Annotated in this window: 9 protein-coding genes and 4 tRNA genes; 11 read left to right on the forward strand and 2 right to left on the reverse strand. The window is 58.7% G+C overall.

Features of this window, described 5'->3' with window-relative positions; translation table 11 throughout:
- Positions 1-357 precede the first annotated feature (357 nt).
- The 9 genes from uvrB to RGM3321_RS26925 all read left to right on the forward strand — a co-directional run bounded on the left by uvrB (position 358) and on the right by RGM3321_RS26925 (position 7,445).
- On the forward strand, positions 358-2,373 hold the full coding sequence (uvrB, locus tag RGM3321_RS26885) for an excinuclease ABC subunit UvrB (protein ID WP_244395570.1): 2,016 nt from the start codon (positions 358-360) through the stop codon (positions 2,371-2,373).
- Between the two features lie 504 nt (positions 2,374-2,877).
- Positions 2,878-4,359, forward strand: coding sequence for a glutamate--tRNA ligase (gene gltX, locus RGM3321_RS26890; protein ID WP_244395571.1), 1,482 nt, complete (start codon positions 2,878-2,880; stop codon positions 4,357-4,359).
- A 148-nt stretch (positions 4,360-4,507) separates the two neighbouring features.
- Positions 4,508-4,583, forward strand: a tRNA-Ala gene (locus tag RGM3321_RS26895).
- Between the two features lie 87 nt (positions 4,584-4,670).
- Positions 4,671-4,746: transfer RNA gene (locus RGM3321_RS26900), tRNA-Glu, on the forward strand.
- Between the two features lie 52 nt (positions 4,747-4,798).
- A tRNA-Ala gene (locus tag RGM3321_RS26905) sits at positions 4,799-4,874 on the forward strand.
- Between the two features lie 46 nt (positions 4,875-4,920).
- Positions 4,921-4,996 (forward strand) — tRNA-Glu (locus RGM3321_RS26910).
- Positions 4,997-5,414: 418 nt separating this feature from the next.
- The gene (locus RGM3321_RS26915) at positions 5,415-5,876 is read left to right on the forward strand and encodes a thioesterase family protein (RefSeq protein ID WP_054076471.1); all 462 of its coding nucleotides are present in this window, start codon (positions 5,415-5,417) and stop codon (positions 5,874-5,876) included.
- Between the two features lie 29 nt (positions 5,877-5,905).
- Positions 5,906-6,871, forward strand: coding sequence for a tRNA-dihydrouridine synthase family protein (locus RGM3321_RS26920; RefSeq protein ID WP_244395572.1), 966 nt, complete (start codon positions 5,906-5,908; stop codon positions 6,869-6,871).
- 130 nt (positions 6,872-7,001) lie between these two features.
- A complete protein-coding gene (locus RGM3321_RS26925) occupies positions 7,002-7,445 on the forward strand; it encodes an Hsp20 family protein (RefSeq protein ID WP_244395573.1) in 444 nt (147 codons plus the stop codon).
- A gap of 45 nt (positions 7,446-7,490) precedes the next feature.
- On the opposite strand, the gene RGM3321_RS26930 is transcribed toward RGM3321_RS26925, so the two are convergent.
- Positions 7,491-9,680, reverse strand: coding sequence for a GGDEF domain-containing phosphodiesterase (locus RGM3321_RS26930; protein WP_244395574.1), 2,190 nt, complete (start codon positions 9,678-9,680; stop codon positions 7,491-7,493).
- A 70-nt stretch (positions 9,681-9,750) separates the two neighbouring features.
- Positions 9,751-10,620 (reverse strand): LysR family transcriptional regulator, encoded by an 870-nt coding sequence (locus tag RGM3321_RS26935; RefSeq protein WP_244395575.1) that lies wholly within the window; start codon positions 10,618-10,620, stop codon positions 9,751-9,753.
- A gap of 145 nt (positions 10,621-10,765) precedes the next feature.
- On the opposite strand from RGM3321_RS26935, the gene leuC reads away from it, so the two are divergent.
- Positions 10,766-12,190 carry a 3-isopropylmalate dehydratase large subunit gene (gene leuC / locus RGM3321_RS26940; RefSeq protein WP_002552954.1) on the forward strand — a complete coding sequence of 475 codons (1,425 nt, stop codon included), beginning with the start codon at positions 10,766-10,768 and terminating at the stop codon, positions 12,188-12,190.
- A 10-nt stretch (positions 12,191-12,200) separates the two neighbouring features.
- The gene (gene leuD / locus RGM3321_RS26945) at positions 12,201-12,842 is read left to right on the forward strand and encodes a 3-isopropylmalate dehydratase small subunit (RefSeq protein WP_244395576.1); all 642 of its coding nucleotides are present in this window, start codon (positions 12,201-12,203) and stop codon (positions 12,840-12,842) included.
- The last annotated feature ends 84 nt before the right edge of the window (positions 12,843-12,926 follow it).

Consider the following 12,926-nt stretch of genomic DNA (forward strand, 5'->3'; position numbering starts at 1 on the left):
GGCGGCTCTTGATGAAGAGTGGGTAGGGATGCACGCTGCGGCTGAATGCGCCAAAGCGGTGCAAAAACAGCGCTTAGTATAGAGAGCATCCCCTTGTCGGGCGACAGGCCGGACGGCTTTTTTCGAGGTTTATATGCATATTTTCAGAACGTTCGTCCCGTTCGAACCTCAATGCTTTAAGTGCGTGACTTGAAAGGCCAGCATATGGCTCCATCTAGTAAGCATCATTTCAAGACATCGCACGCCTTTTCCCGGCGGGACCGGGCGTTGGCGATGATTTCGTCATGGCCTGTCAGTCCATTCAGGTGAGGCGAGCCCTTTACGCGATCCTGTCGCGTACGAATCAAGAGGTAGGTTATGTCCGAGTTCCAGCTCGTTACCCGTTTTGAGCCAGCCGGCGATCAGCCCGAGGCCATTCGCCAACTGGTCGAAGGGATCGACGCAGGGCTCGCACACCAGACCTTGCTGGGGGTGACCGGCTCGGGCAAGACGTTCAGCATCGCCAACGTGATCTCTCAGGTGAAGCGCCCGACGCTGGTCCTGGCGCCGAACAAGACCCTGGCCGCGCAGTTGTATGGCGAGTTCAAGGCGTTCTTCCCGAACAACGCCGTGGAATACTTCGTTTCCTATTACGACTACTACCAGCCCGAGGCCTATGTGCCGTCGTCGGACACCTTCATCGAGAAGGATGCGTCGATCAACGACCACATCGAGCAGATGCGCCTGTCTGCAACCAAGGCGCTGCTGGAGCGCAAAGACGCGATCATCGTCACGACGGTGTCGTGCATCTACGGTCTGGGCAGCCCTGAAACCTATCTGCGTATGGTCCTGCACATCGACCGTGGCGACAAACTGGACCAGCGCGCCCTGTTGCGACGACTGGCCGACCTGCAATACACCCGCAACGACATGGACTTCGCCCGCGCGACGTTCAGGGTGCGTGGCGACGTCATCGACATCTACCCGGCCGAATCCGATCTGGAAGCGATCCGCGTCGAGCTGTTCGATGATGAGGTCGAAAGCCTGTCGGCGTTCGATCCGCTGACGGGCGAGGTGATCCGCAAGCTGCCGCGCTTCACGTTCTACCCCAAGAGCCATTACGTTACCCCGCGCGAGACGCTGGTTGAGGCAATGGAAGGGATCAAGGTCGAGCTACAGGAGCGCCTTGAATACCTGCGCACTCAGAACAAACTGGTGGAAGCCCAGCGTCTGGAGCAACGGACCCGCTTCGACTTGGAGATGATGCTGGAGCTGGGTTACTGCAACGGTATCGAAAACTACTCGCGCTATCTGTCGGGCCGTCCGTCCGGTGCGCCGCCTCCGACCCTGTTCGACTACCTGCCTGCCGATGCCTTGCTGGTGATCGACGAGTCCCACGTCAGCGTTCCGCAGGTCGGCGCGATGTATAAGGGTGACCGCTCACGCAAGGAAACTCTGGTCGAGTACGGGTTTCGCTTGCCATCGGCGCTGGATAACCGGCCCATGCGCTTTGACGAGTGGGAGGCGATCAGCCCGCAAACCATTTTTGTCTCGGCGACGCCGGGCAACTATGAAGCGGAACACGCCGGGCGCGTCGTTGAGCAGGTGGTGCGTCCGACCGGCCTGGTGGACCCGCAGATCGAAATCCGCCCTGCGCTGACCCAGGTCGACGACCTGTTGTCGGAAATCCACAAACGTGCGGCGCTGGAAGAGCGGGTGCTGGTGACCACGCTGACCAAGCGCATGTCCGAGGACCTGACCGATTACCTCAGCGACCACGGGGTGCGAGTGCGTTACCTGCACTCGGACATCGATACGGTTGAACGTGTCGAGATCATCCGCGACCTGCGTCTGGGCACCTTCGATGTGCTGGTGGGGATCAACCTGCTGCGTGAGGGTTTGGACATGCCGGAAGTGTCGCTGGTGGCGATTCTCGACGCCGACAAGGAAGGTTTCCTGCGTTCTGACCGTTCGCTGATTCAGACCATCGGTCGGGCTGCGCGTAACCTCAATGGCCGGGCGATCCTGTACGCCGACCGCATCACCGGTTCCATGGAGCGCGCCATTGGCGAAACCGAACGGCGCCGCGATAAACAGCTCGCCTTCAACCTTGAGCACGGCATTACCCCAAAAGGCGTGTTCAAGGACGTTGCCGACATCATGGAAGGTGCCACTGTGCCCGGCTCGCGCAGCAAGAAGCGCAAAGGCATGGCCAAGGCCGCCGAAGAAAACGCTCGCTACGAAAACGAACTGCGCTCACCGAGCGAGATCAACAAGCGCATTCGTCAACTGGAAGAAAAAATGTACCAACTGGCCCGCGACCTGGAATTCGAAGCTGCTGCGCAGATGCGCGACGAGATCGGCAAGTTGCGGGAGCGGTTGCTGGCGGTTTGAAGCATTGGGCACGTCACCTCTTATGCCGATGGGCCACGTCTGCATGCAGTTCGTGACGCTCTGCGCCACGAGTCTTTAGTGCCGCACAATGTCATGCTGCGCCTGCATGATGCCGCCATACGCGCTTTTCGATCACGGCGACCCCCGGATCAGTGTCAGGGCGAAGGAACCCGACGAAGTCGGGCCGGAAACAGGAGCAGGGACTTTGCCTACTTTGGTCCCTCAAAGCAGGGCGCCGTAAGGGCGCAAAGGTGACCTGAGCCGAACCCCGACCCAACTGACATCGCAGAACCGCCTTGTGACGCGGAGCGTCACGAACTGCATTCCCACGCGGAGCGTGCGGAACGAGAACTATCGTGGCTTCAAGTCTTTTTTCAGCATCCATTGGGCCCTGTGAGCAGCGCTGAGCGCGGAGCACGAATGCAATCACATTGCCCGTGCTGGAGCCGCATGCCCCCAGCCTGTTAACATTCGGTGCTTGATTGACCTATTTCGGAATTTTCCATGACCACCGTTCGTACCCGCATCGCGCCATCGCCCACGGGCGACCCTCACGTCGGCACGGCCTACATTGCGCTGTTCAACTACTGCTTTGCCAAACAGCATGGCGGCGAGTTCATTCTGCGCATTGAAGACACCGATCAACTGCGCTCGACCCGCGAGTCCGAACAGCAGATTTTCGACGCACTGCGCTGGCTGGGTATCGAGTGGAGCGAAGGGCCGGATGTCGGTGGTCCACACGGCCCGTATCGTCAAAGCGAGCGGGGCGATATCTACCAGAAATACACGCAGCAACTGGTCGAGCTGGGTCACGCCTTCCCGTGCTTCTGCACCGCCGAAGAGCTGGACGAGATGCGCGCCGAGCAACAGGCCAAGGGTGAAACCCCGCGCTATGACGGTCGCGCCTTGCTGCTCTCCAAGGAAGAAGTGCAGCGCCGTCTGGACGCTGGCGAGCCGCACGTTATTCGCATGAAAGTGCCGACCGAAGGCGTCTGCGTAGTGCCGGACATGCTGCGCGGCGAAGTCGAAATCCCGTGGGACCGCATGGACATGCAGGTCCTGATGAAGACCGACGGTCTGCCGACCTACTTTCTCGCCAACGTGGTCGATGACCACCTGATGGGCATCACCCACGTACTGCGCGGCGAAGAATGGCTGCCATCGGCACCCAAACTGATTCTGCTGTACGAGTACTTCGGCTGGGACAAGCCACAGCTGTGCTATATGCCGCTGCTGCGTAACCCTGACAAGAGCAAGCTGTCCAAGCGCAAGAACCCGACCTCGGTGACCTTCTACGAGCGCATGGGCTTCATGCCTGAAGCCATGCTCAACTACCTCGGCCGCATGGGCTGGTCGATGCCGGACGAGCGCGAGAAGTTTTCGTTGCAGGAAATGGTCGACAACTTCGACCTGTCGCGTGTCTCGCTCGGCGGGCCGATCTTCGATATCGAAAAACTGTCCTGGCTCAATGGTCAGTGGCTGCGTGATCTGCCGGTCGAGGAGTTTGCCAGCCGGTTGAAAACGTGGGCACTGAACCCCGACTACATGATGAAGATCGCTCCGCACGTGCAGGGCAGGGTAGAGACCTTCAGTCAGGTGGCTCCGCTGGCCGGCTTCTTCTTCGCCGGTGGCGTTACACCCGATTTGAAGCTGTTCGAGCACAAGAAGCTGTCCCCGGAGCAGGTTCGTCAGGTGATGCAGTTGATTCTGTGGAAGCTGGAGTCACTGCGTCAGTGGGAGAAGGACCGGATCATGGGCTGCATCCAGGCCGTCGTCGAGCACCTCGAGCTTAAGCTGCGTGACGCCATGCCCTTGATGTTTGCGGCGATTACCGGCCAGGCCAATTCGGTCTCGGTGACCGATGCGATGGAGATCCTCGGTCCGGACCTGACCCGCTTCCGCCTGCGTCAGGCCCTGGATTTGCTGGGTGGCGTTTCGAAGAAAGAAAACAAGGAATGGGAAAAGCTGCTGAGCTCCATCGCCTGAGGCATTCCCTGTTCCTGTCAGACGCCCCCGGTTTTCCGGGGGTTTAAAGGTAAGTGGTTGTATTACCGACAAAAAAGTTTGGAAAATGTAAAAAATAAATTTGACAGCCCTGTCACTCACGCTTAATATGCGCCCCGTCCACTGATGTGGGGCTTTAGCTCAGCTGGGAGAGCGCCTGCATGGCATGCAGGAGGTCAGCGGTTCGATCCCGCTAAGCTCCACCAAATTTAGCGTTTCAGAGCGCTGCTACACTGCTCTGAAACGATGTGAAGCAAGCGGATCCAGCGCCGTTTGTTTTGTAAGAAGGTTTTGTCCCCTTCGTCTAGTGGCCTAGGACACCGCCCTTTCACGGCGGTAACAGGGGTTCGAGTCCCCTAGGGGACGCCAGTTTCATCGAGTGATACTTCAAGGTTGATCTCCGCCGCGAGGCGATAAATCCGGGGCTTTAGCTCAGCTGGGAGAGCGCCTGCATGGCATGCAGGAGGTCAGCGGTTCGATCCCGCTAAGCTCCACCAAATTCGCCAGGGTTCATCATCCAATGAGCCTGACTGAAGGTTTTGCGTCCCCTTCGTCTAGTGGCCTAGGACACCGCCCTTTCACGGCGGTAACAGGGGTTCGAGTCCCCTAGGGGACGCCACGATTTCCCGCTCTGCGGGACCAAGGGTCATTCGATTATTGAATGGCCCTTTTGTTTTTTCAGGGTTTGAAAAATCCTTCCTTTCAGATTCTTGCTGTTTCCATACACAAATCCAACCGACCCTCGCGCCAATGCTTCGGTGGTCTGCATCAGATGACGCAAGGCGTCACGTCTGTACTGCATCATGCCTCGCCGAAGTTACTGCACATAAACACGATTTTTTCGCCACGATGGCACTCGCAGAACCCCAAGTGTGACGCATAGCGCCACAAAGAGGACGCAGAGCGTCCAGAACTGCATGCCGACGCGGAGCATCGGCACGATAGTCAACATTACGGGCATTGCAGACCGTCGTGTGAACGAGGTTAATGACCCGCTACACTCTCCGCACACCAAATTTATATAAGCAGGAGCACGCATGGTCTGGGATCGGGCAACGCCTTTCGTCATTGATCTGAACGTCGGCGCCGAAGACATCGACGGGCTGGGGCATGCCAATAATGCCGTGTACGTCTCCTGGCTGGAGCGCTGCGCCTGGCGGCATTCGCAGTATCTGGGCCTGGACCTGACCGAGTACCGGCGTCTGGATCGGGCCATGGCGGTGGTCAGGCACGAGATCGACTACCTGGCCAGTGCCTATGAGAACGACGAACTGCAACTCGCGACCTGGATCGTCGATTGGGATCGCCGCCTGAAAATGACCCGTTGCTTTCAGCTCAAGCGGCCCGCCGACAACCTGACGTTGCTGCGCGCGCAAACCACCTTTGTCTGTATCGAGCTGTCCAGTGGACGACCCAAGCGCATGCCTGCCGAGTTCATTGATGGCTACGGCGCAGCCATCCCTGACGGCACCGTTCCCAATCCGCACGCCGGGCAGTAAACTGCCGGACTTTTTTTCGAGTGTGACCCATGCAAATTGCTCTGGCGCCCATGGAGGGGTTGGTCGACGACATCCTGCGCGATGCCCTGACGAAAGTAGGTGGTATCGACTGGTGCGTGACTGAATTCATTCGGGTGTCCGAGCGTTTGATGCCTGCACACTACTTTTACAAATACGCTTCGGAATTCCACAAAGGCGCGAAGACGGACGCAGGCACGCCGTTGCGGCTCCAGCTGTTGGGCTCCGACCCAGTATGTCTGGCAGAGAACGCCGCGTTCGCCTGTGAGTTGGGCGCACCGGTACTGGACCTCAACTTCGGCTGCCCGGCCAAGACCGTCAACCGCTCGCGTGGCGGTGCAATTCTGCTCAAAGAGCCGGAACTGCTGCATTCCATCGTCAGCCAGGTACGCCGTGCGGTACCCAGGCATATTCCAGTGACCGCCAAGATGCGCCTGGGTTACGAAAACACCGATGGCGCGCTGGACTGTGCCCGGGCACTGGCTGACGGCGGGGCTGAGCAGATAGTCGTTCACGCACGCACCAAGGTCGACGGCTACAAGCCGCCCGCGCACTGGGAGTGGATTGCGCGTATTCAGGAGGTGGTCAAGGTCCCTGTGGTGGCCAACGGTGAAATCTGGACCGTCGACGATTGGCGTCGTTGCCGGGAAATCTGCGGCGCACGCGACATCATGATTGGTCGCGGCTTGGTGGCGCGTCCTGATCTGGCCCGGCAGATTGCTGTGGCACAGAAGGGTGAAGAGGTCGTGCCGATGACCTGGGACGAGTTGCAGCCGATGCTGCGCGCTTTCTGGCAGGCCTGTCTGATCAAGATGACGCTTATTCAGGCGCCGGGTCGTCTCAAGCAATGGTTGGTGCTGCTGACCAAGAGCTACCCTGAGGCGACCCTGATGTTCAATGCGCTACGCCGTGAAACCGACTGTGATCGTATCAGCATGATGTTGGGCTGCCAGGCCGGCTGCTTGCTCAAAAGCTAGCCCCGACGAACGGTCGAAAAAAACCTGAAAAAAGTCTCTTGAAAAGTGAATGGGTATCCCTATTTTGGTGATCAAGCGATGCCGAATACGGGTCGCGTAAACCACTCGCTGACAAACAGGAGAACTTATCATGGCGACTGCATTTTCACTGGCCCCACTCTTTCGTCATTCCGTGGGTTTCGACCGCTTCAACGACCTTTTCGAGTCGGCGGCACGAAATGAGACAGCCAGCGGTTACCCTCCCTACAACGTGGAGCGGCATACCGATGATCATTACCGGATCGTGATCGCTGCAGCAGGCATGCAAGAGCAGGACCTTGAACTGCAGGTCGAGAAGGGCGTATTGACCGTCATCGGCAACAAGCGTGAGCAGGAAGCCGATAACGTGACGTATCTGCATCAGGGTATTGCCCGGCGTGAATTCAAGCTGTCGTTCAGGCTGGCCGACAATATCGAGGTCAAGGGTGCCGACCTGTCTCACGGTCTGTTGAGCATCGACCTGGTGCGCAACGTGCCGGAAGAGGCAAAACCAAAGCGCATTCCGCTTAATACCCAGAAAGTACTGGGCAACTGATGAATCAGTCTACAGAAGAGGCGCCTTCGGGCGCCTTTTCTGTATTCACTCCAGAGACGCAGTTTCCTGCAACTGCCGTTTTAGCAGCAGGTTCTCGAACTGCGGACCCGGCAGCGGTTCGCTGAACAGGTAGCCTTGATAGTTGTAACAGCCCACTCTTTCTAGGAACGCCAGCTGCTCCGGCGTTTCGACGCCTTCAGCGATGACGTTAAGGTGGAGGCTCTGAGCCATGGCTACGATGGCGCGAATGATCTCTGCATCGTTGGGGTCGCTGGTGGCGTCCTGAACGAAGGACTGGTCAATCTTCAGCGTATCCACCGGCAAGCGCTTGAGGTAAGTCAGTGAGGAATAGCCGGTGCCGAAGTCGTCCATCGCAAAGCTCACGCCCAATGCCTTCAGGCTGCGCATTTTGAGGATCGTGTCATCAAGATTCTGGATGACGATGCCTTCGGTGATTTCCAGCTTGAGCATGGAGGCTGGCAACTGGTGCAACTTGAGGCTGTGCTGCACACGCTCGATAAAGTCGTTCTGGCGGAACTGACGCGGGCTGATATTGACGCCCATCAGGAATTTGTTTTTCGAGATCAGCCCCTGCTTTAAAAGCAGGCCTCCGGTTTTGCAGGCTTCGTCCAGAATGTGGCTGCCGACCTCCAGAATCATCCCGCTTTCTTCAAGTATCTGGACAAACTGATCAGGCGACAGCAACCCGTATTCGGGGTGGTCCCAGCGCAGCAGCGCCTCTGCGCCGGTAATGTACTGGTCCCGGCAATCGATCTGGGCCTGGAAGTGCAGCTGGAATTCGTTGCGGGTCAGTGCCAGTCGCAAGTCGTTTTCAAGACGCAGGCGCTGGCTGACGGCCTGCTGCATGGATACATGGAAAAACTGTGACGCATTGCGTCCGGAATCCTTGGCGCGATACAGCGCAATATCGGCCCGTTTGAGCAAATCGGCAGGGGAAAGGCCATCGTCCGGAATCAGAACGATGCCGATGCTCGGCGTGACCTGCAGGCGATGACCGTCAAGGAACATCGGCTCGGCCAGCAGCTCGCGAAGGTTGTCGGCCAGCACGCGGACCTGCTGAGTGACTTCATCGCGGGTGCCGTCCAGCCCGCAGATAAGCACCACGAACTCGTCACCGCCCAGGCGGGCCACGGTGTCCTCCTGGCGTACGCTGGCCTCCAGGCGCGCGGCGATGATGCTCAGCACGCTGTCGCCCACCGGGTGGCCGAGTGAGTCATTGATGTGCTTGAAATGGTCCAGGTCGAGAAACAGCAGGGCACCGCGCAAATTCTGGTGCTGGAGCAGCGAGACTTGCTGGCTGAGGCGGTCCATCAGCAGCGCACGGTTAGGCAGCCCGGTGAGCGGGTCGTGATAAGCCATATGCTGAACCTGTGCCTGGGCGGTTTTCAGCTGGCCGATGTCTCGGGCGTTCATCAGCAGACAGGCGGTATTGTTCAGGGTGATGAACTCGACCGAGATATCCAGCACCAATGGCGCGCCGTGCTTGTCCTGGCCATTCATTTCGCGATGATGCACGCGGCCTTTCTGGCGTAGTTCGTCAATCATGTATTCACGCTGCACGGTATCGGACCAGATACCGATTTCGTGGGCTGTGCGACCCACGACTTCCTGAGCGCTGAAGCCGGTCAGGCGACAGAAGCCGTCATTGACCTCTACATAGCGGCCTGACTCGATTTCAGTGATGGTGATCGAGTCCGGGCTCGAATGAAATGCCTTGGCAAACTTCTCCTCGCTGGCCTCCAGCGCTGACTGGACGCACTGTTGAGTGATGTCCAGCACGGTTCCGGACAGCTTCACGGCCTGGCCATGTTCATTGCGATAGATTCGTGCACGGCTTTCAAGCAAACGCGATGTGCCGTTTTGCAACTGAAACCGGTAGGTCACCTGCAGGCAATCCTGCTGGTTTTCCAGTGCTGCAGCATAAACTGCGCGCATGCGCCGACGCTCTTCAGCGGGCAGGCTGCCGAAGAACTGTCGGCCATCTTCGTCGAAGGGCAGTGCCGCCATGCCATGCAGCGCAGACGCACGCGCCGAGGCTTGCAGTCGGTTGCCGGTGATGTCCAGATCCCAGGTGCCCATCTGCGCCAGTTCCAGCGCCAGTTCCAGACGGTCCCGGGTTTGCTGGAGGACTCGCTCCGCGCCTGTCAGCGGCAGACTGGGGGCGGCTGCCTGTGCAGGGGCTTTCAGCACGGAGTTATCCGGTGGGTTGGACATGTGATCACGAGCCTTTAATCGAAAGAACCGATAGAGCGATCAGTCTGCGGTTTGCAGTATGGTCTACCTACTATGTCTGCGCATCGAGCAGTTTCATGAATGCTCTTGCTGCATTCGATAGCGTGCGTTCGGTATGCAGGATGTAGCCTAGCTGGCGATTGAGCTGCACGCCCGGTAATGGAATGCGCGCCACTTGTTCGTCGAGCATGGTGCGTGGCAGAACGCTCCAGGCAAGGCCGATGGACACCATCATCTTGATGGTCTCCATATAGTTGGTGCTCATCGCGATGTTGGGCTTGAGGCCCTGGGCTTCGCACAAGCCGCTGACAATGTGATGGGTAAACGTGTTACCGCCCGGAAATACTGCCGGATAGCGCACGACATCCTCCAGTTTCATGTGGCCGCTGTTGGCCAGCGGATGCTCCGGTGCCGCGACGAAGTCCAGCGGGTCGTCCCACACGGGCACGGCGCGGATCAGCGTATGCGGTTCGGGTGCGAGTGTAATGACTGCCAGTTCGGCGCGCCCGTGAAGAATTTCCTCATAGGCAATTTCCGAGTCCAGGAACTGAATGTCCAGTGCGACCTTTGGATAGGTACGGGTAAATGCCCGTAATACCGGGGGCAGGCGATGCAGACCGATGTGATGACTGGTCGCCAGAGTCAGCCGTCCGGTGACTTCGCCGGTCAGGTTGGTCAGCGCGCGGCGAGTGTCATCCAGCACGTTCAGAATCTGATAGGCACGCGGCAGCAGGGCGCGCCCGGCCTCGGTGAGGCTGACTTCCCGGCCCAGGCGGTCGAACAGGCGCACATTCAATTGTTGCTCCAGACCGGCAATGCGCTTGCTGATGGCCGGTTGAGTCAGGTAGAGGCGTTCGCCTGCCCCGGAAAAGCTGCCGGTCTCGGCGATAGCAATAAAAGCATTAAGGTTGGCGAGATCCATGGTCGGATTCCATTTGGTTATCCAAAGTATGAAAATTATGAATTTGAGTTATTTAAGCATATTCCATAGGATGACCGCACAAGCCAAGGGGTCATCGTCACGATTGCCCAAGGCATAGAAACAAGCTGATGAGGAAGTACGTCCGATGGCCGGGAAAACGCTCTACGACAAGCTCTGGGATTCGCATTTGGTCAAGCAGCGCGACGACGGTTCGGCGCTGATCTACATTGACCGCCATATCATCCACGAAGTGACCTCGCCGCAAGCGTTCGAAGGCCTGCGGCTGGCAAAGCGCAAGCCATGGCGCATCGACTCGATCATCGCCACGCCTGACCATAACGTGCCGACCACATCGGAACGCAAGGGGGGTATCGACGCCATTGAAGATCAGGTGTCGCGGCTGCAGGTGCAGACCCTCGATGACAACTGCGACGAGTACGGCATTACCGAGTTCAAGATGAACGATCCGCGTCAGGGCATCGTTCACGTGATCGGCCCGGAGCAGGGTGCAACCCTGCCAGGCATGAGCGTGGTCTGCGGCGACTCGCACACCTCGACCCACGGCGCGTTTGGTGCGCTGGCGCATGGTATCGGCACTTCCGAGGTCGAGCACGTGCTCGCGACTCAGTGCCTGGTGGCCAAGAAAATGAAAAACATGCTGGTCTCGGTCGAGGGGCAACTGCCGTTCGGCGTGACAGCAAAGGACATCGTGCTGGCCGTTATCGGCAAGATCGGTACGGCAGGTGGTAACGGTTACGCCATCGAATTCGCTGGCAGCGCGATTCGCGACCTGTCGATCGAAGGCCGCATGACCATCTGCAACATGTCCATCGAAGCCGGTGCCCGGGTCGGCATGGTGGCCACCGACGAAAAGACCGTCGAGTACGTCAAGGGTCGTCCGTTTGCCCCTAAAGGCGCGGAATGGGACCTGGCAGTCGAGGCCTGGAAGGATCTGGTTTCCGACGCTGATGCTGTATTCGATACCGTGGTCAGGCTGGACGCTGCGCAGATCAAGCCACAGGTCAGCTGGGGCACTTCGCCGGAAATGGTGCTTGCCGTCGATCAGAACGTGCCGGACCCTGCGCAAGAGCCGGATCTGGTCAAGCGTGGCTCCATCGAGCGCGCCTTGAAATATATGGGCCTGAAAGCCAATCAGCCGATCACCGATATCCAACTGGACCGGGTGTTCATCGGTTCCTGCACCAACTCGCGGATCGAAGACCTGCGCGCGGCTGCCGACGTCGCCAAGGGCCGCAAGGTGGCTGCGACCATCAAGCAGGCCATCGTGGTGCCGGGTTCGGGCCTGATCAAGGAACAGGCCGAGAAGGAGGGGCTGGACAAAGTGTTCATCGAAGCCGGTTTTGAATGGCGTGAGCCGGGCTGCTCGATGTGTCTGGCGATGAACCCGGACCGCCTGGGTTCCGGCGAGCATTGCGCATCCACGTCCAACCGCAACTTCGAAGGCCGTCAGGGCGCTGGCGGCCGCACGCATCTGGTAAGCCCTGCGATGGCTGCCGCGGCGGCGGTCAATGGCCGTTTCATTGACGTTCGCGACTTGATCCAGCTTTGAGGAATCCAGCATGAAAGCCTTTACCCAGCACAATGGCCTGGTCGCTCCTCTGGATCGTGCCAATGTCGACACCGACCAGATCATCCCCAAGCAGTTTCTCAAGTCGATCAAGCGCACGGGTTTTGGCCCGAACCTGTTCGATGAGTGGCGTTATCTGGATGTGGGGCAGCCGTATCAGGATAACTCCAAGCGTCCGCTGAACCATGACTTCGTGCTCAACCACGAGCGTTATCAGGGGGCAAGCGTACTGCTGGCCCGGGAAAACTTCGGTTGTGGCTCCAGCCGCGAGCACGCGCCGTGGGCACTGGAAGAGTATGGTTTCTGCGCGATTATTGCGCCGAGTTATGCCGACATCTTCTTCAACAACAGCTTCAAGAACGGCCTGCTGCCGATCATTCTGTCTGAAACCGAGGTGGACGAGCTGTTCAAGCAGGTCGAGGCCAGCCCCGGCTACCAGTTGAGCATTGACCTGCAAGCACAGACCGTGACCCGCCCCGACGGCAAGGTGCTTAGCTTTGAAATCGATGCGTTCCGCAAACACTGTCTGCTCAACGGCCTGGACGACATCGGCCTGACGCTGATGGACGCTGATGCCATTGCCAGTTTCGAAAGCCGGCACCGCGCCAGTCAGCCGTGGCTGTTCCGCGACTGATTCAGTCATTGCAACCTGTCTGTTTGCCAGCAAGGGGCCCTGCGCCTTGCTGGCAAAAGTGTTTAAGACAGGTGATAAATTTTT

Origin of the sequence: Pseudomonas sp. RGM 3321, from assembly GCF_022836805.1 — a bacterium.
In the GTDB taxonomy this organism is placed as follows: Bacteria; Pseudomonadota; Gammaproteobacteria; order Pseudomonadales; family Pseudomonadaceae; genus Aquipseudomonas.